We start from the raw sequence: 18,929 nt of genomic DNA on the forward strand, positions 1-18,929 counted from the left end.
GACCACAATCAACGCACGACCGACCATATACCATCGCCAACCGACCACAATCAACGCACAACCGACCATATACCTTCACCAACCGATCACAATCAACACACGACCGACCATATACCATCACCAACCGACCACAATCAACGCACGACCGACCATATACCTTCTTTGCAGGCTATCCAAAGTTCGATAACGTCCCAAACAAAAAAGGCATCTTCTCGTCCACACTACACGAAAAGATGCCTTTCTTAATTAAAACTATTAATTCTTAAGTGCGACCAATTGACTTTCCCTAACTTCTTTCGCCGCTTCCACCATTATCTTCAGTGCGTCAATCGTCTCTTCTTCTTTTCTTGTTTTCAAGCCGCAATCCGGATTAATCCAAAATTGGCTAGGATTAATTGTTTTAAGTGCACGATTGATATTTTGTTTCATTTCTTCCTTGCTTGGAACTCGCGGACTGTGGATATCATAAACGCCTAGACCAATTTCTTTGTCATACGTATCGTTTTCAAAAGCAGAGATGATTTCACCATGACTTCTAGATGTTTCAATCGAAATAACATCCGCATCCAGCGCACTGATGGAATTGATAATGCCGCTGAATTCTGAATAACACATATGTGTATGAATTTGCGTGCCATTCTCAACAGACGAAGTTGCCAGTTTGAAAGCATAGACTGCAGCATCTAAATAGCTTTCCCTTTTTTCTCGATCCAGCGGTAAACCTTCCCGAAGTGCAGGCTCATCAACTTGAATCATGTGAATACCATTCTTTTCAAGCTCCTCTATTTCCTTACGAAGTGCAAATGCGATTTGGTTCAATACATCAAAACGTGGAATGTCGTCTCGCACGAATGACCAATTCAAAATCGTTACGGGTCCTGTCAGCATGCCTTTTACAGGTTTTGTCGTTAATGATTGCGCATAGACACTTTCTTTCACAGTAATGGGCTCACTAAATGCAACATCCCCTAAAATGAGTGGCGGCTTGACGCAACGCGAACCATAAGACTGAACCCAGCCGAATTGTGAAACTGCAAAACCATCGAACTTTTCACCGAAGTATTCTACCATATCCGTTCTTTCAAATTCACCATGAACCAATACATCTATGCCAATGTCTTCTTGTATTTCAATCCATTTGTCAATCTGGTCTTTGATGAATTGCTCATAGGCTTGATCCGTGATTTCACCCTTGCGCCATTTGGATCTTGTCTGCCTTACCTCCGGTGTCTGTGGTAAACTGCCAATTGTCGTTGTAGGCAGAAGAGGTAAATTAAAACGTAGTTGCTGTTCTTTAATCCGGTCCGCAAATGGCAATGAGCGATTCACATCTCGTTCAGTTAGGTTTTCGATCGTTTCTTTTACTTCAACGTTTTGGCGATACTTTGAGTTGTTTAGGAGACTAAGTGCATTTCTACTTTTTTCAAGTTCTTTCGCAATTGTCTCTGGTCCGCAATGGACCCCTTTGCTAAGGAGAACAATTTCGGCAAGTTTCTCATCTGCGAATGAAAGACCGCCTTTGATCAGTGGATCCAATTGTTCTTCAGATTCCGTAGTGACTGGAACATGCAGAAGTGAAGAGGCGGGTTGAATGATTAGACGATCTTTTTCAACATGTGATTGAATTTCCTCTAACAGCGTCAATTTACTATCCAAATCCGCCCGCCACACATTTCGCCCGTCAATGACACCCGCCGCAAGTACCTTGTCTTTAGGGAAACCATACTTCCTTAGCAATCCAAGTGAATTGCCATGAACAAAGTCCAGCCCCAATCCGTACACCGGCAACGCAGCGACCGCTTCATAATTAGCAACTTTTTCAAAATAGGTTTGTAGGATAATTTTCAATTGTGGCACTGCTTCATGGATTTCTGCGTACGCCTGTTGTACATGTTGGAGATCCTCTTTCGACAATTGACTTGTAAAAATCGGCTCATCAATCTGAACCCACTCTGCACCAGCTTCCGCAAGCTCTTTCAATACTTCTACATACAACGGCGTAAACTGTTGCAATAATGCAGGGAAATTCTCTTCTCCAAAAGACTTTGCCAGTTTAATGTATGTAACTGGACCTAGGAGTACAGGCTTGCCGTCAATGCCCAACTTCTCTTTTGCTTCTTTGTAAAAGGCAAGTGGCCGGTTCTCTACTAGTTTCGGCGTTATACCTTCCAGTTCTGGAACGATATAGTGGTAATTTGTATTGAACCATTTTGTCATTTCCGAGGCAACGGCATCTTTAGTCCCACGAGCAATTGCAAAATACGTTTCCAAAGGCACTTTACCACCTGCATACTCAAAGCGTTTTGGAACGATTCCAAACATAATCGACGTGTCCAGCACATGGTCATACAATGAAAAATCACCAACCGGAATAAGATCAACACCGAATCCTTTTTGCTTCTGAAGACTATCTAAACGCAATGCTTCCGTTGTTTTCAGTAGTTCTTCTTCTGAAATCGACCCATTCCAAAAACTTTCCAACGCCCTTTTCCATTCGCGCTTTTCACCAATTCTTGGGTACCCACTATTTGAACTTTGTACTTTCACCATTATATGCCATCCCCTTTTGTTTTTTTATTGTGTTCAATACACACTATTCTCGGTTTGAATCACCCCCTTTACTGCAGTGGCACTCATTTTACTGTTTATATACTCTGTCAAATTCACTGTCATGTCGTAACGCATAAAGGGAGTTACTAAATAGATGCCATGGAAATGCTCAAGCGCAGCATCTATCAATTCCTTCGAAATCTCTAACCCCTCTCTCGTAGCCTGATCACGATTTCCATTGGATAAGGCCATTCTTGCTCGGACTTGGTCTGTCAATTTAATGCCCGGTACCTCATTGTGAAGAAATTCAGCGTTTTGAGACGAGGTTAGTGGCATGATTCCTATGTAAATCGGTGCCTCGATATGTTTTGTCGCCTCGTAGACTTCCACAATCTTTTCCGGGCTGAAGATTGGCTGGGTAATAAAATAGTCGGCCCCGGATTCTTTCTTTTTCTCTAATCTCACCACCGCTCTATCTAAATGACGGACATTCGGATTAAAAGCCGCTGCCACAGTAAAGGATGTTTTTTGTTGCAATGACTTTCCGGACATTGAAATACCTTCATTAAATTGTTTAATGAGCTGGATCAATTCGAAAGATGTCACATCGAAAACGGATGTCGCTCCGGGGAAGTCCCCAATTTTCGTAGGATCCCCCGTAATTGCCAATAATTCAGTGATACCCAGTGTGTGTAATCCCATTAGATGGGACTGCAAACCAATCAAATTACGATCCCGGCATGCGATATGGACAAGTGGTGTTAGTCCGATTTGCTGTTTTACGAGTGATGCCATGGACGCATTACAAATTCTCGGATTAGCCAAGGAATTATCAGCCAATGTAATCGCATCTATGCCCGCATCTTTTAATGCTTGTGCCCCCTCAAAGAACGTAGCTGTATTTAAATGTTTTGGTGTACCAAGCTCGACAATGACCGATTGTCTTTTTTTCACGGTTTCAAGCAAGGATGGTTTTTGCGCCCCCTTCGAATCAGGCATAGTTACTTCTGTTTCCGTCTCGATCTGTCTAACATGCTTTTCTTGAATCGGCTCCCGATTTATAAGCCCTTTCACCAAAGCACGGATATGTTCGGGCGTCGTTCCACAACATCCGCCTATTAAACTGACTCCTTCCTTTCTGAAATTCAGCGCATACTTCTCGAAATATTCTGGTTCATTCTCGTAAAACAATTTACCATCCTTATACCCCGGGTAACTGGCATTCGGATACACCGCCAATAGTGCACGCTTCAACAGTGGTACGGTTTCCAACGACTCCAGCATATGGTGGGGACCCAGACGGCAATTGACACCGACTATATCCGCACCTAGATTTTCCAACCGCTGTAAAGCGTCCGCAAGTCCCAACCCATTTTGGAGCACGCCGGCTTCATGCATCGAAACGTTCGTAACAATTGGGATATCTGTCTCTTCGCGTGCTATTTTGAGTACAGTAGTCAATTCATCAAAATCGTAATAGGTTTCTAATAGTAAACCGTCCACCCCTTCAAGAAGTAAGCAATACAGTTGTTCCCTGAAGCTGCGCTTGATTTCCTCCTTGGTTCCGTTGGTTGTTCGAGAGCCGTGAATCCCTCCGATTGTGCCTAGGATGAACGTATCTTTACCGGCGGCTTTTTTGGCAATTTGGACTGCCGCTGTATTTATTTTTTTCACACTATCTTCTAAACCATATCGTGCTAATTTTATATAATTGGCGCCATACGTATTAGTTTGGATAATATCGGCGCCTGCTTCTATATAAGCTTGATGTATGTGGAGCACTTGACTCGGATGCGTCAGGTTCAGCTCTTCGAAACAAAGATCCACCCCATGTGAATAAAGAAGGGTTCCCATCGCCCCGTCTGCAACCAAGATACGTTCTCTCATGGTATTAAGTAAATTTGACAACTCAATTTTCTCCTCTCTATTTTTCAATTGCTATAAGCCCTATTATAAAATATCCCAATAAACCCCCTTTCCTGATAATGAGTTAATATTTCACAGTCACTCTGAAAACAAAAAAGAGTCTCTTCCTCATGTGAATAAAAGGAAGTAGACTCTTCATCTGAATAAGTCATTTCCTCATCTACCAAGTCGTATTTCCGACTTGCTGGAATTAGCACCGTGCTAGAATAGCTGGTTGCTGAGGTGTCATCGGGCCAGTCCCTATACCTCTCTAGATAAGAAAAACTATTAAATTGTTATTTCATATTTCTGTTATTACCAATACTACGACACTTCCAAAATATTAGCAACCCTATTTTCTCAAATAGTAAAACAATTCTATTTTCAATTTCCTTTCTTGCACAAAATCGCTTCATTAGTTCAATTACAACCAGCGACTTTACGTACTAAAGAAAGCGTGTTCATTGACCACTCCACTTGCTGCAACCCTGCATATAATAAACCACAAGGACAATAACGAGCGGCTTGTTTACCTAGTTGTTGTTCCAGTAATATGAAGGGAGGTCGTTGACTTGAAAGCTTCCTTAGGTATTTGGATTGGTTGGCTGGCAATTATTTTAGCTATAGCAGGGTTCTTTTATGCCCCTTTCTGGTTAGGTGGCGGCGCACTCGTTTTGGGCTTGGTCTGTTTAGCATTTCCACAAAAATTATTAGCATGGATTTCAATCATGCTTGGAATAATTGTGATAGTCATTCAGCTGTTCCAGTAGCTGGTTGAATACCGATAGTTCTAGGCATGTCCGGGTTTCCTACCGCACATGCCTTTTTCATTTGATGTAGATATGCATAACAAAACAGCTCAGTGATGCGATTGTTACTCGCTTCACTGAGCTGTTTTTTGTTGTGATGACTTAATTATTCCATTCCGATTAAATTACTTATTCAAGAAATACTCTTCGATATCATCCAGCATTAAGTTTGCTGCTAACACACCACCGGCAGTGTTCCAAATAATATCATTTACTTGTGAGACGTTTCCACTTTTTGATACATGTAGATTTTTAAATAATGGATCTTCAATCCAATCGTTTGTAAGCTTCGTTGCTTCGTTATCCCCTGTTTCATAAGTGAAGTAAAAGAGCACATCCCCGTCCATTGCCGGAATTCGTTCTTTCGTGACACCTCTTTCTGCAAAGTCGTCCACGTCTTGTCCATCAGCACGCGCAAAACCAAGTTGATCTAAAATCACACCTGAGAAAGAGTCTTTATGGTAAATACGGACATCTCCAGCCATAAAGCGGACCATGGATATTTTTTTCTTCGTTTGGTCTCCTAGTTCCGTCCTAATTGTTTCAATACGGTCATTGTAAGCTCCTAGTACTTCATTGCCTTTTTCTTCTTGATTCACTGCTTTCGCATACAACTTAAAGTTTTCTTGCCAATCTCCGCGAAGTGTTTCTGCAAAAACAGTTGGTGCAATTTTGCCTAACTGTTCGTATATCGCTTCGTGACGCATTTTATTACCGATGATTAGATCCGGTTTTAAAGATGCGATTTTTTCTAAGCTTGGTTCTGATTCAACACCTACTGATTCAGTCCCTGTCATATCCATATGATCATACCAAACTTTCTTGTCGGGTGATTGAACTGCACCGACAGGCTGAATCCCCATCGCAAGAAGAGCTTCAGCGCCTTCATTTGTTAAGATTACAATACGTTTTGGAGTTCCTTTGATATCCGTAGAACCCATTGTGTGTTGAACAGTATATGTCTGCTCATCACCTTTTTGTGGCTGTGCACTATCACCTGAATCTTTAGTAGCTCCACAAGCCGATAATACTAGAACACTCATAATGAGAATGAGGGATGCTATTTTTCGCATGTTCATTTTTCCTCCTGTTAATTGAGAATGAAAATCATTTACACTTAGTATCCTATATGCTACTATATTTCATGTCAACAACTAATTGAAATTAATTCTCAATGAAGTGAGGAAATCATGATACATACATCCAAAGGCAAGTGGATTGCTCTAATTTTTAGTAGTTTAGCTTTTGTCTTTTGCTTATTTTCTAGTATTGTATACGGCTACACGGATACAAGCTGGTCCACCGCCTTTTCCGCATTTAAAGAAAATGATGGATCAACTGCACATCTTGTCATTCAAAATGTACGTTTACCGCGTGCATTAATTGCCGCTACTGTTGGAGCTTGCTTAGCCACTTCAGGAGCAATTATGCAATCCATAACGAAAAACCCATTAGCTTCTCCAAGTATATTAGGTATTAATGCTGGAGCTGTTTTTTTTGTCGTAATTGGGGTCGTCTTCTTTCAAGTACAAAGCCTTCAATCCTATATGATTTTCGGATTAATCGGAGCGGCAGTTTCATTCGGTATCGTTTTTGTTTTGAGTAGCGTCGGCAGAGAAGGGTTAACGCCAATGAAACTCGTATTAGCAGGAGCTGCAGTTTCAGCTTTATTCTCTTCTATGACTCAAGGATTTTTAACGATTAATGAAACAGCACTTGATCAAGTATTGTTTTGGCTAGCAGGTTCTGTAGCCAATCGTCCTATCGGTTTATTAATTACAGGGTTTCCTTATATGGTGATTGGATTGCTTATCGCTTTTATAATGGCTAAACAAATGAACCTTTTAGCAATGGGAGACGATGTTGCGTCTGGATTAGGACAGAATGTCATGCTAGTGAAATTTATATTCTCCCTTATCGTTGTTGTCCTAGCGGGTATTTCGGTGGCAATTGCCGGTCCTATCGGCTTCATCGGAATCATTATTCCACATATCGTTCGGTCGTTCGTCGGGATTCAACACCAGTGGGTATTTCCCTTTTGTGCATTATATGGTGGGATACTATTGCTCGTATCTGACATTGCAGCACGATATATTATTATGCCCAAGGAAGTGCCGGTCGGAGTCATGACCGCATTAATTGGCGTTCCATTCTTTATTTATGTGGCAAGAAGGAGATTTGGGGCATGAAAAATAAAGTGACAGTTCGAATAGGAAATGTTGCTTCGTTTATTTTAGATAAAAAATCTTTGTTTATAACGATGATTGCAACATTACTTTTAGGGGTAGTAGCTATTTTATCGATGGGTTCCGGTGATTTTTTCATCTCACCAATACATGTCTTAAAAGTTATTTTAGGTATTGGTGACTCGTTTGACCAAACAATTATCTTCGAATTTCGGCTGCCTCGCATTATGATGGCCATTTTAGTTGGAATTGGATTAGCGACAGCGGGCGCCATTTTACAAAGTGTATCAAGAAATCCTCTTGGTTCCCCAGATATTATCGGGATAACAGCAGGTGCTTCATTTGCCGTTGTATTATTTTTAGCGTTGTTTTCAAATGAAAGTAATGCACTGACAGTAAGCCAAGACTGGATGCCCTTATTTGCTTTTGGCGGAGCGATGATTACAGCCGCAATCGTATTCGCGTTATCTTGGAAAAACGGCATCGCCCCTTTTCGTATGTTACTAATAGGAATCGGGATTTCAGCATTCATGCACGCAGGAACGACAGTACTAATGCTTGTTGGACCAATTCATCAAGCGAGCCAAGCAAACATTTGGATCACAGGAAGTATTTACGGTTCAAATTGGACGGAAGTTCGAATGATCGCGATATGGATTACAATTCTATTCATCATCACGCTTGCCATGACAAGGGAAATGAATGTCTTAGAACTGGGCGATGATTTAGCGAAAAGTGCCGGATCCTCAGTTCAAAGGAGCCGAATTATCTTCCTGTTACTTTGTACCGGCTTGACAGGTGCATCCGTTGCTTTTGCTGGTGGCATTGGGTTTGTTGGGTTAATTGCACCGCATATCGCAAAAAGAATTGTCGGCCCCACCTTTGGTTCAATGGTTGGACTATCGGCGGTCATTGGAGCAATTATAGTGGTTGTTGCGGATTGGATTGCCCGCGTTGCCTTTGCACCGATTGAAGTGCCTGCAGGCGTATGGACGGCCGTAATTGGAGCGCCTTATTTTATTTATTTGCTTATTAAACAACGAAACAGATAAGGGGGAGTAGAAACGAAATGCGGAAAACCTTACTTGTAGCATGCGATGATTTAGAAACAAACTTCCGTGTCAAGCATGTCCTACAAACGAATCAAGTAGCTTTCCATGTAAAAGATTTGATCATGCCAGGGACTAGAGAACGTACGTTACTGGCGCTGAAAGATGTTTTAGGTGCACCAAATCTAGCTGTCACCGCCTCTATAATCGGAAAACGTATTGGATTTTTAGGGGCAATTTTCACCTACGCCTATTTACACTATGGAATGAAATATACAATAAATAGTAACGAAATCGCATGCACGAATAGTAATAATAGTGAGATTTGGCTACCCCATTATTATTTGGGCAGTGTGTATGTATGTGAAGATACAGAAAAAATAAATGCGGAATGGATTGCTACTAATGTCTACGGGAAACTGTTCGCTCCCATAATAGATTCTCTAATTTCAGTGAAAGGCTTATCTAGAAAAACCTTATTGGAAAATTGTTATATTTATATGGTGTGGATTTTCGAGAAGAAACAAGTAGATATAGCTATTTTTCATGAGTTATTAAAACTTTCCGCAGAACAGTTTAATGCTGGCGTCTGTCATCCAATGCGATTATTTAATGAACAGCAAACGACTAGAACCACTTGCTGTTTAAATTATCAACTTCGGAATGAAGTGAAACATTGTAAAAGTTGTCCGTTGATGAAATAGAAGTGAATACTACTGTTTCAGGATCATGATGTTCTTGTCAGCCTCCAAATACACCCGTCCCAGGAACGGCTGATACACCGGAATCAGTCCAAAATCGGCAATATAAAGGATACCCCTAGCATGCATGCGAACCGTAAGTATTGCCTTGATGCTAAGTAAGTCTCGTCAATGGTGGATTTTACCTATTAGCAATAACGCTGAAACCTAGTTTCTTCAGTTTTAACACCAAACCATTCCCCTCCGTTTTTTAGAATCAGTAACCAACATCTCCCCTTTACCCGTGAAAGTTATATTTATAGGTTTGTTAAATCGTTTGCAAACACATCCATTGTATAACCCAGCGTTAACAGAATGTCTTTGGAATCCAGCTTTCGCTTCGGAGTTTTATTTTGACTCACCTGATTTTCTCTATTATTTCCCGTTCAAACATCGACCACGATCCCCTCCTATCAGTTTCTATACCAATCTATTCACCAGTTGGGCTTTCCATCACTTATTCCAGTCACAGGTTTCATTTTCTTCTTATACTATAGAGGGACCTTATGAATCAGGAGGTTGTGTACGGTTGATTTAGCTAATCAAAAAGGAGAGGAAATGTGTATTTTTATAAATCCTTACTACAACATCCAAAGGGCATTCATCAGTTTTTAAGACAGTGGCCTCCCGCAAAAAAGTTGATTTTTATAGCACTGATGGCGACACTCGCAGTTGTTTTGCAATCGGCAGGAGGTTTGCTGCCGGGAATAGGTTATTTCTTCAGTCCTTTTGCCACTGCACCGATTTTGTTGGGTGCGCTGATTTCATTTCGGTCAGGTGTTATGACTTATTTAGTAACAATCTGTTTATTATTTATAATCCAACCAAGTGAGCTGGTGATTTTCCCCTTCACTACAGGATTACTCGGTTTGGGACTCGCATGGACATTCCGCGTTTTAAAAGGGCGTTTCCGGATTTTAATTTCGAATGCTTTACTATTATTTCTAGGCATTTGCATACCCTTGTACGGTTTCGGCTTTCCTGTTTTTGGCCCCATTATTTCTTCCAACATCAACGTGACAGCTTTACTGATTATTATTGGTTTTTCCCTTGTCTACTGCTTGTTATGGATAGTATTCGGACTATTTCTGCTTCGTAAGATCAAAGTGATGTTAGGTCTGCAATAGGAGTTAATATAAGAGGCTGAATCCACATTATATTCAGTCTCTTTTGTTGATATTATAAGTATGTCAGAAAAAACTAACCGGTCTCTAACACGTTGTAGTCAAATTTCTTTAGAAACCCGCCCTTCTGTACCAAAAACGTCAATACCATCAATTTCTACGGTAAGCTGATCTAACTTATGTTCCAGGCTATTAATAATAAGTAATTTTTCATCCAATTTTTCTTCGTAATCCACTGACTTGGCCAATAGCTCTTTTATTTGATGGTCTAGTTGTATTAGTGCTTCAGAGTCTATACTAGGCGTACTTATTGAAGTGAGTGTATCGGGACCGGATTGACTATCGCTCTTTTGGTTCCGATCTTTTCCTACTAACGCAATAGCGTCACTATGCTTTTTATTTTGTTCTTTTAAATCTGATATTTCACGTTGGAGTTTCCCTATAATATTGTTTTTTTCTTCTATCTCTATTATTGAATGCTTTCTCATTTTCTCATACTGGGCACGCTCTTTTTTAGTACTATCTAACTTTTTTATTTGGATATATAATTGTTTATTTGCTTCTTGAATGAAATCAACCAGCTTATATTCGAGCTGTTCTATAGTCGCTTTATTATTTAGATTTTTTTCTTCTATTGCAATAACGTCGGTATGCTTTTTATTTTGTTCTTTTAAATTCGATATTTCATGTTGAAGTTTTCCTATAGTATTATTTTTTTCTTCTAGTTCTATTAGTAAATGTTGTTTCTCTTTCTCGGACCGGGTACGCTCTTTGTTGTCTATGTCTAACTTCTCCAAGTGCGAGTGTACTTGTTTATTTTCTTTTAGAATGAGATCAACAAGCTTATATTCGAGCTGTTCTATAGTTGTTTTGTAATTTAGACTTTTTTCTCCTATTGCAATAGCCTCAGTTTGCTTTTCATTTTGTTCTTTTAAATTCGATATTTCATGTTGAAGTTTCCCTATAGTATTATTTTTTTCTTCTAGTTCTATTAGTAAACGCTGTTTCACTTTCTCAGATTGGGTACGCTCTTTGTTCGCTATATCTAATTTTTCCAGTTGGGAATGTACTTGTTTATTTGTTTCTTGAATGAGATCAACAAGCGTATATTCGAGCTGTTCTATAGTCGTTTTATTATTCGCAAGTTTTTTATGAAGAGAAGTAACTTGCCTGTCATGTTTTTTGTATCTTTGTTGATCCGTATTGGCTCCGTCTTTCAATTTATTAATAACTTCGGTTAACTGTTTGCTAATTGGTAGTAGATCTGTTTTTGTTTTCTGAAAGGTATCAATAGAAGTGATGTATCTTTTCCCTTGTATCCCTTGCAACTGGAAAGGCCCTTTATAATCACTAGCCCGCTTTTCAAATTCTTGATTTAACTTAACTAACTCTTCAGCTAAATCCTTTTTTTCTTTTGTCAATTGTATATTTTCTAGCTCAAGGTTTTCTACTACTGAATAGTGATAGCTATCTTGATATTTTTTCACTTCCGATTTATATTTAGCTAATTCCGCCTTTAAAAAAATGATCATTTGCTGAAGTTGTAGGGGATCGTTATTTTTTATTTTTTCACTATTCATGTCAGTACCTCCTATCGCAAATGTTTCCGAGACAAGGTTGCAACAGATGACATTAGAACTTTTCTTTTAGTAACGCGATGACCTTCTCAAATTCTTTTTTGTTATCCTCTATGATCTGATCCAGTTCCTCTAAAATCTTCTCATGTGAATCGTCATTCACTTCTCCATGAGTTCGCTGCACTCCGTTCATAAATAAATAGCTAAGCACCATATTCAATGTGCTTTTCTCCAAAAAGACAAAGCTATTGTTGTCCTCCTGCTTTTCTTCTTTCCGTTCTTTAAGCTGATCTTTCATAAATTGGTGAATTACATTTTTTACGAATATGTCCGGCTCTTTTCCGGCTGCATTATCCATTTTCATCCCCCTGTATACGAACGGTTCCATTGAGATTGATCGGGTTGATTACAGCGATTCCATCTTTTAATTGATCACTATACATTAATGCCGTGATACTGCCTGCATAAGATTCCTTAGGAGACCATGTAATTTGGAAGTTTGAAAATGATATGGTCTCATTAGGTTCAATGGATGTTCTCCCTAAAGGTTTAAGCCAAAATTCCTCTTTATTCGTTTTTTCATTCATACGTTGCCATCCATCTGCAACCTTCAACGACTGCTTAAAGTTTTCATAAACGTACCTCCCTGAAAAGGAGAAGGGAGATTCCTTTGAAACCTTTATACACACAGTAGGATTTGTGATTGCCTGATTCCCCGTATTATGTATATGGTAAGATCCAAGACATAGGCTCTCCTGTTCAGGATTGTGAGAGATGTCCAGTGAATAGGTAAAATAGCTTATTATTGTCAATCTTGCAGGATCACTCAGCCCTTCTGCCAACTCTTTAATTTCATGTAAGTATGATTTTGTTTGATGCTGAAGCTTCATAATCCTCATTTCCACTTCATTCTTTTCGCGCGTCACCATTCCCCACCCCTTTTCTCAAAAAAATAAAGAGAGGAATTCCCTCTCTTTAAGATATGTTTGGGGCTTAACCATTATCACTTTTAGCCAATATTAGTGGCAGCAATTGCCGTGGCCGTCATCAGGGAAAATGGCATGGCATTGTTTCGGGCGAAGTGGCGCTGGGCAAGCAGTCGGTAACTCTTCCCTTGGTTCACAGAAATCAGCCAAAAACTCGACAGTTACCGGGAATGTCGATTGGATGCTTTGGCAAGTAGTTACTGCAATGGTGAGACCAGTGAATGTGATTGTACCACTAGTAGGTGTACCACCAGTAGGAGGAGTTGAGAGAGTTCCAGGAGAACACACGAAACAGTCTATATCCGTGAACGTTATTGAAACATCCGTTCCTTCCGGCGCGCACAATGTGATTTGTTCACAGCGGGAAATCAACAGAGTTGGATTTACAGCTGCTGTTGGAAGTACGCTAGTGAACACCAAACCGTTTGGTAAAGTCACGATAAGTCTAACCACAAAGTTCTTACGGATATTGAGCTGCTGGAGAACAACATTCTCTCCATCAATGCAAAATACGCGATTCTCCCGTCCTAAGATCACGACCGGAGTAGTTGGATCAGGCGTCACCTCACATGTAACGATTGCACCTGCAAACGATGTACCTGCTGGTACCGTAGGAGTAAATGCAATTGCTCCTATTGGAGTAACGTCAAACGACATTTCTTTTACAATCCAGTCGTACACCTTGTCGACATTTATACAAATTAATTCTTGACCTTCGCACAGCTTCTTTTCTTGCATCTTTGCAGACACCTCCAAGTTTTTTTATCTTTCGTTCGTATCATATGATGTAAAAAAACTAGTGTATGGGCAAATTTTGGCTAATCAAAGTATTTTAGAAATTTTACAACCAAGGGAAATAGAATGCTATAAGCGGCATATTGTCACCTAATGAAAACACCATTAATAGTATAGTAATGTATTGCAAAGGGGTGAAAAGAGATGGGAGATTCTAAGTTATACTCCTCTCATGACATTGAAAAGCTCAAACAGAAAGTCGCTACCTATAAGGACACCTTAACTGCATTGAAAACGGGAAATTCAATTGACGACTATCTTTTTATGAAAAGCGAATTTAATGGTTTGAAAACGCAAATCTCAAATTTAGAAGGAATAATGAATGAAAAACAAAGTACACAGATAGAGGAGTATGAACAACAAGTTAAAAGTTTTTCGGGTCAGATTGACTCCCTTAACCAAATCGTCAAGGAGTTGGATCAAGATATTTCATTAATCATGAATAAATTAAAGAAAGGTGATTGTGATAATCTTTTAGAAGAAATAATTACTCCGGGAGATATACAAGATTCCTTAAACTCCGTAAAAGAAAACGAGGAGAATGAAGTGAAGCATATAAAAGTAGAAGCTACTAAAACCACAGACCAAACTTCCAATCCTTCTATTCGAAATTCGAACCTTCCACCATCCTATAAACAGCTCCGAAAGTTTGTAAATGAAGCGCAAACTATTGAAGATCCACCAGCCAGTCTGACACCTTCAGAAAGCATTGCTATTCAGAAAAATCATCAAGAAGAGCGGCAGCATTTCAAAAAACAAAGTTTCCCTTCAAACGGTATCCATCCTAATCAGACATATTATGGTCACTACAGAAACAGTGCTACTCAATCAAGCATTACTATAAACAAGACTTCATTGGGAAAACCATTCCCAGTAATAGTGAATAGAAACAAATCCTTCATTTTAACTGATGGCGATCCTGAACAAAATTACGAAGACATTAATGATTTTCATAAAGTAGCGCCAAATGAGATTTCTGATCAAGTGGATAATGTAGCTTCAATCGAGGTGGAAAAGGCACCAAATGAGATTCCAGAGGAATTGAATAATGTAGCCTCAATTGAACAGAAAAAAGCACCAATCGAGGCGGAAAAAGAGCCCTATGAGATTTCTAATGAACTGAAACGACAACAACATAAAAACAAAGAGACGTCACGTCTTTTCAACCTCTTTCGCAAGAAGCAATAATTTCCTTTCATATGGAACTTCTGAAACCAACGAATCGCGTACCCTATTTACAAAAGCCGCCTTGACTTAGTGTCAAGGCAGCTGTTGTTTAAACTTAAAAATCTAGTGAAATTCAACTATACAAACAGCGTCGTTTCGGAACTTGCACATATGTTTCAAGAAAGCCGTATTACGCTGCAATAAATTAAAAACTGTAATAAACAAGTTGAATGCCCGTCCGCCCTGCTTTCTCATGAATAGAATAGCAGAGAAAGGAGGTGTTAACATGTCTTATAATAATTCTCGAAAGCATGGATGTGGTGGATGTGGTGGATTTAATCACGGTGGTTCTGCTTGCAACCGGATTGATACTGGAGAGGTCAGGTGCAATTTTGGACCATTCACAGCTATTGATGCGGCTTGTATCAATCCGCGGGCTAACACCGGTTCAATTATCCCGTTTGCTTCTGGTTTAGTCCCTGTCGCTTTGACTTCTCTCGCTGGCGGATTGGTTGGGATTCCCTTTTTCATTGGATTTGGCACTGCCATTCCAAGTCCAGTCGTTCTTGGTGCAACGATAAACTTGACAGGTCTAATAAACGAAGCTTTTTCAGTACCCCGTACAGGTAGCGTAACCGCTATTTCCGCATCATACACTTTAACAGCTGCATTGAGTGTTCCTGCTGAAACTGCAACGGTCACTGCTCAAATTTATCGCGCACCGGCAGGAAGTAACGTCTTCACTCCTACAGCTGCTCGTGTAGATCTAGCCCCACCACTAACGGGCCTATTAACTATAGGTACGACACTTTTTGGAGCGTCTTCGAGCTTCGCACCAGTATCGGTATCAGTAGGTGATCGTTTGCTGATGGTCTATTCAATATCTGGAACGACTTTAGCCACTACGGCTATAGGTACCGCAAGTGCAGGTATAACTATCGAGTAATAGCACACTACTATAGAAACAAAGACCAAGAAAAAATGTACAGAAAAGATTTTTATGCCCCTTTCCTCTCAACAATGAAAAGGGGCTTTTTTTATTTCTACTTTTACGAGCGCTATTTCAGTCTAAAGACAGTTAGATATTGGAATCAATTATTTGATTTCGACAGTTTCGATAATAAATTAAAGTAAAAAAGCAAACCGCCCTTCACACAATAATGGTCGAATTGCTTTTAAATTTCATAGGTGGTTTCATTGTTTTCTAAATTTGAAGATAAACTATGAAAGTATTCATCCTCTTTTTGTTTGTTATCGATTAAATGAATCCTACTACTTTTAATAATCTGATGAATGAAATCCTTTTCATCATGTACTGATTTATTCAAAACGGAAAATATTTACTTCGCAAATCCTCCGCAACTATCTAAAATGGTTATCACTGTTTTGTTCACCAAAATGAAAAACGGCATTTTTTTCAACCTTTCAAAAATGATAATCATCCTATAAGAAAAGGCCTCTCACCCGTTCAAGCAAACGGATGAGAGGCCTTACTACAATAAAGAAATTTAAATGTTTGGTGAGGATATATATTAATAACTCAAGCTCCTGCCTCTTTCAGACATTTCATGGGCTAGGCGGATGATTGAAACTGCCAACTCTGCATACGTCGCTTCCCGATCGGGGTTAAAGTGATTTTGCTCAGTTTTTAATAATCCCAGTGAGGTTGCTAAGGCAACGTAGCCCGTGTATTCAGTTCGAACCTTATTTGCATCGGCAATTTCAAGTTTATAGATATTGCTTTGTTTAGCTGCTTGTTCAAGCCCTAGAGCACGTATATACCAGGCTGCCAATTCTTCTCTTTTGACAGGGGTATCAATATCAAAGCTCTGATTGTCCGGTTTAATAATGCCCATTTCAACCGCTCGTTCAATCGCTTGATACAACGGGTGTTTGGCATCTATATTATCAAAAGTTTGATTCGTGTTTTCGTTTTCATAATAATATCTGCCGGCATAAATATAAGTGAGTGAACTCATAATCATTTTTATTGCTTCCCCTTTCGATATAGGGGCGTCTCCATTGAATTTTTTAGCGTCTTTTACGTCTAACACATTAGCATTTATAAGATAATTAAGTTCCTCTTCTGCCCAAGGATGTGAAATGACAGTTGTATTTCCCCTTTCATACAGGCTATTCCATTCTCCTGTGTTGGCATCTAAAAAACTAAATGGTTCTTCGTTAAATACAGGTAGATAAACGAGATCATAGTGATGATTTTTCTCGTTGTTCCCTTGTTTCATATAAGTCAGTTTAACACTTAGGTTCTTCTTCAAAATAGCTTTTGCATCTTCCTCGGAAATAACTTTATCGCTAGATGGCCAGTTTTCCACTTCTTGATAATTAACGTTAAAGCTGCTTAAAGAGCCATCAGCGGATACACCTATACTAATTTGATCGCCCATCACCACAATGCCATCTACAATTCTTGGGAAAGAAAAATGATAAGCACCTGTTCTTTCTTCAAAATATGGTTCTTCTACAGGCATAGCATAGTTGTGTAAATAGGACGGAGCATATTCCTTCGCATATTTAACCGCTTTAGCCAGAGCTTCCTTTTGAGTGAAAGTGTTCCCTTTATCAGGTTTTTCTCCAATATCCTCTAGAATTTGGCTTGTAATATCATAGTATTGAATAATCTCACCGGTGTCTTTATTAATCTCCAAATGTGTTCCTGATCCGCCATTCGCATATTCATACATGTATTGAATACTGATGACTGCCTGTCCATTATAATTTTCCCTCTCATCGATCGATTGAACGCTTAGTTTGACTTTGTCGGATTTAATGGACAGAAATTGTGCGGCAATTTCCTTCGCTTCTTTCAATGTGATTCCGTCCTGTTTTGGCGGCAGTGGATTGGCTACGATCTTTTCAATCTTTGTTTTTTCGGGAAAGCTTGCCGAGTAACCGTTGGCAGTTAGCCACTTACCTGAAGACGCGTGAATCCCTTGCAATTTTGTTGAGGGTTGGTAAACAAGCTCGACACGGCGATCTCCTGTTTGGTAATCGGTATTGACTTGATATTGCAACTCAACAGAAAGATTTTCCTTAACTTTCTTTACAATCTCATTTTCGTCTTTTATGCCTTTTACATCGTCATAAGTGTTTGCGTCCGCCTTTACCGGGTTCCTGTAAAAACTAACGATTTCACCATTTCCAAGAACAGATACTTCTATTCTTTGGTCAGCAATGGATACTTGATTTTTCGTACGGGCAAAAGAGAATGAGTAACGAATTGGTTCTGTTATTATTTGTTGTGGAAAGTAGTTGAAAGGATTTGCTTCTTGTTGATATCCCTCTCCATTTAGAAACTTCTTAACAAAGCTATCCGCTATTTTTCCAGCTTCCTCTTTTGAGACCTTTGCGGGGAATAAAGCATCTGCTCCAGAGGGAGGCTGATAGTAAAACTGTTCAATTTCCAAATCTTCTCCGACAAACCCGATATTACCGTGGAACTGCTTGCCTTTGATCGTCTTTGAGAAGGATAGATCATAACGCACCCGTTCATCATCAGGATAAATGTGACTGCCGCTCATATGGAAATCATTGCTCGTTAAAAAGTCAAACTGCTTTGGAAACACGGAATGGAACTTCTTAATTAAATCATTTTTTGTAAACATCGTTTCTGAAGAGGCGACTTGAATTTGTACTCTTTCAGGTTGCTCACTCACTGTAGGTGAAGCATTTGCAATAGACGAAAACATTCCTAAAGATAATACGGAAGATGATAATACAATACCAACTTTCTTTAAATTAGCCAAAATATCCCTCCTAATTTAGTAACCTCTAAATTGTACAATAAATTCCATGAATTGTGAATGAGAGATTTTATATTGATAGATTCTTTATGAAAACCCCTTTCCAGCATTGAATACTACTCTTCGCCTTTTCTATTGGTAATTGTAGACAATTCTATTGATAGTATGATTGCTGGAGGTCGAACATGCCTATTTTTTTATTTGATTTGCTCGTGAATATACTTAAAAAAACACCTTTTTCACGGATTCATCCCCGTAAAAAGGTGTTCGGCGTACTATT

Annotated in this window: 15 protein-coding genes and 1 riboswitch; of the genes, 7 read left to right on the forward strand and 8 right to left on the reverse strand. The window is 39.4% G+C overall.

Translation table 11 applies throughout. From position 1 onward, the window contains the following. Nucleotides 1–255: 255 nt before the first annotated feature. Together metE and HDC33_RS15705 are read right to left on the reverse strand one after the other, a co-directional pair. On the reverse strand, nt 256–2,550 hold the full coding sequence (metE, locus tag HDC33_RS15700) for a 5-methyltetrahydropteroyltriglutamate--homocysteine S-methyltransferase (protein WP_218843308.1): 2,295 nt from the start codon (nt 2,548–2,550) through the stop codon (nt 256–258). A gap of 33 nt (nt 2,551–2,583) precedes the next feature. Next, nucleotides 2,584–4,437, reverse strand: a complete 1,854-nt coding sequence (locus HDC33_RS15705) for a bifunctional homocysteine S-methyltransferase/methylenetetrahydrofolate reductase (protein WP_179393551.1) — start codon at nt 4,435–4,437, stop codon at nt 2,584–2,586. A gap of 192 nt (nt 4,438–4,629) precedes the next feature. Then, nucleotides 4,630–4,737: riboswitch (SAM riboswitch) on the reverse strand. Between the two features lie 290 nt (nt 4,738–5,027). Here HDC33_RS15705 and HDC33_RS15710 point away from each other — a divergent pair. Next, on the forward strand, nt 5,028–5,225 hold the full coding sequence (locus tag HDC33_RS15710) for a C4-dicarboxylate ABC transporter (protein WP_179393518.1): 198 nt from the start codon (nt 5,028–5,030) through the stop codon (nt 5,223–5,225). Between the two features lie 164 nt (nt 5,226–5,389). Here HDC33_RS15710 and HDC33_RS15715 read toward each other — a convergent pair whose 3' ends face one another. Then, complete coding sequence (locus HDC33_RS15715; protein WP_179393519.1) at nt 5,390–6,337, reverse strand: ABC transporter substrate-binding protein; 948 nt, start codon at nt 6,335–6,337, stop codon at nt 5,390–5,392. A gap of 114 nt (nt 6,338–6,451) precedes the next feature. On the opposite strand from HDC33_RS15715, the gene HDC33_RS15720 reads away from it, so the two are divergent. From HDC33_RS15720 to HDC33_RS15735, 4 genes are all read left to right on the forward strand, one after another. Next, on the forward strand, nt 6,452–7,453 hold the full coding sequence (locus HDC33_RS15720) for a FecCD family ABC transporter permease (RefSeq protein WP_179393552.1): 1,002 nt from the start codon (nt 6,452–6,454) through the stop codon (nt 7,451–7,453). After that, complete coding sequence (locus tag HDC33_RS15725) at nt 7,450–8,502, forward strand: FecCD family ABC transporter permease (protein WP_179393520.1); 1,053 nt, start codon at nt 7,450–7,452, stop codon at nt 8,500–8,502. The genes HDC33_RS15720 and HDC33_RS15725 overlap by 4 nt, the downstream gene beginning before the upstream one ends. Nucleotides 8,503–8,519: 17 nt before the next feature. Then, the gene (locus HDC33_RS15730; RefSeq protein ID WP_179393521.1) at nt 8,520–9,203 is read left to right on the forward strand and encodes a (2Fe-2S)-binding protein; all 684 of its coding nucleotides are present in this window, start codon (nt 8,520–8,522) and stop codon (nt 9,201–9,203) included. A 596-nt stretch (nt 9,204–9,799) separates the two neighbouring features. Beyond that, nucleotides 9,800–10,366 (forward strand): hypothetical protein, encoded by a 567-nt coding sequence (locus HDC33_RS15735; RefSeq protein ID WP_179393522.1) that lies wholly within the window; start codon nt 9,800–9,802, stop codon nt 10,364–10,366. Between the two features lie 98 nt (nt 10,367–10,464). Here HDC33_RS15735 and HDC33_RS15740 read toward each other — a convergent pair whose 3' ends face one another. The 4 genes from HDC33_RS15740 to HDC33_RS15755 form a co-directional block, all read right to left on the reverse strand. Beyond that, a complete protein-coding gene (locus HDC33_RS15740; RefSeq protein WP_179393523.1) occupies nt 10,465–11,943 on the reverse strand; it encodes a coiled-coil domain-containing protein in 1,479 nt (492 codons plus the stop codon). 52 nt (nt 11,944–11,995) lie between these two features. Continuing rightward, complete coding sequence (locus HDC33_RS15745) at nt 11,996–12,298, reverse strand: hypothetical protein (RefSeq protein WP_179393524.1); 303 nt, start codon at nt 12,296–12,298, stop codon at nt 11,996–11,998. Further along, nucleotides 12,291–12,869, reverse strand: a complete 579-nt coding sequence (locus HDC33_RS15750; protein WP_179393525.1) for a hypothetical protein — start codon at nt 12,867–12,869, stop codon at nt 12,291–12,293. The genes HDC33_RS15745 and HDC33_RS15750 overlap by 8 nt, the downstream gene beginning before the upstream one ends. A gap of 90 nt (nt 12,870–12,959) precedes the next feature. Then, nucleotides 12,960–13,676: a BMQ_0737 family morphogenetic spore coat protein gene (locus HDC33_RS15755; RefSeq protein WP_370457494.1), complete on the reverse strand. Its 717-nt coding sequence runs from the start codon at nt 13,674–13,676 to the stop codon at nt 12,960–12,962. A gap of 189 nt (nt 13,677–13,865) precedes the next feature. On the opposite strand from HDC33_RS15755, the gene HDC33_RS15760 reads away from it, so the two are divergent. Both HDC33_RS15760 and HDC33_RS15765 read left to right on the forward strand, forming a co-directional pair. Further along, nucleotides 13,866–14,909: a hypothetical protein gene (locus HDC33_RS15760; RefSeq protein WP_179393526.1), complete on the forward strand. Its 1,044-nt coding sequence runs from the start codon at nt 13,866–13,868 to the stop codon at nt 14,907–14,909. A gap of 265 nt (nt 14,910–15,174) precedes the next feature. Beyond that, a complete protein-coding gene (locus HDC33_RS15765; RefSeq protein ID WP_179393527.1) occupies nt 15,175–15,834 on the forward strand; it encodes an exosporium glycoprotein BclB-related protein in 660 nt (219 codons plus the stop codon). Nucleotides 15,835–16,420: 586 nt separating this feature from the next. Here HDC33_RS15765 and HDC33_RS15770 read toward each other — a convergent pair. Beyond that, nucleotides 16,421–18,652 carry a YcdB/YcdC domain-containing protein gene (locus HDC33_RS15770; protein WP_179393528.1) on the reverse strand — a complete coding sequence of 744 codons (2,232 nt, stop codon included), beginning with the start codon at nt 18,650–18,652 and terminating at the stop codon, nt 16,421–16,423. Nucleotides 18,653–18,929 lie beyond the last annotated feature (277 nt).

The sequence above is a fragment of the Sporosarcina sp. JAI121 genome, assembly GCF_013408665.1.
GTDB lineage: Bacteria > Bacillota > Bacilli > Bacillales_A > Planococcaceae > Sporosarcina.

Excerpts from the sequence above, each read along its gene's own strand:
- metE (WP_218843308.1), bottom strand. The coding sequence starts at position 2,550 with ATGGTGAAAGTACAAAGTTCAAATAGTGGGTACCCAAGAATTGGTGAA.
- HDC33_RS15745 (WP_179393524.1), bottom strand. The coding sequence starts at position 12,298 with ATGGATAATGCAGCCGGAAAAGAGCCGGACATATTCGTAAAAAATGTA.
- HDC33_RS15760 (WP_179393526.1), top strand. The coding sequence starts at position 13,866 with ATGGGAGATTCTAAGTTATACTCCTCTCATGACATTGAAAAGCTCAAA.
- HDC33_RS15725 (WP_179393520.1), top strand. The coding sequence starts at position 7,450 with ATGAAAAATAAAGTGACAGTTCGAATAGGAAATGTTGCTTCGTTTATT.
- HDC33_RS15715 (WP_179393519.1), bottom strand. The coding sequence starts at position 6,337 with ATGCGAAAAATAGCATCCCTCATTCTCATTATGAGTGTTCTAGTATTA.
- HDC33_RS15750 (WP_179393525.1), bottom strand. The coding sequence starts at position 12,869 with ATGGTGACGCGCGAAAAGAATGAAGTGGAAATGAGGATTATGAAGCTT.
- HDC33_RS15730 (WP_179393521.1), top strand. The coding sequence starts at position 8,520 with ATGCGGAAAACCTTACTTGTAGCATGCGATGATTTAGAAACAAACTTC.
- HDC33_RS15705 (WP_179393551.1), bottom strand. The coding sequence starts at position 4,437 with ATGAGAGAACGTATCTTGGTTGCAGACGGGGCGATGGGAACCCTTCTT.
- HDC33_RS15740 (WP_179393523.1), bottom strand. The coding sequence starts at position 11,943 with ATGAATAGTGAAAAAATAAAAAATAACGATCCCCTACAACTTCAGCAA.
- HDC33_RS15765 (WP_179393527.1), top strand. The coding sequence starts at position 15,175 with ATGTCTTATAATAATTCTCGAAAGCATGGATGTGGTGGATGTGGTGGA.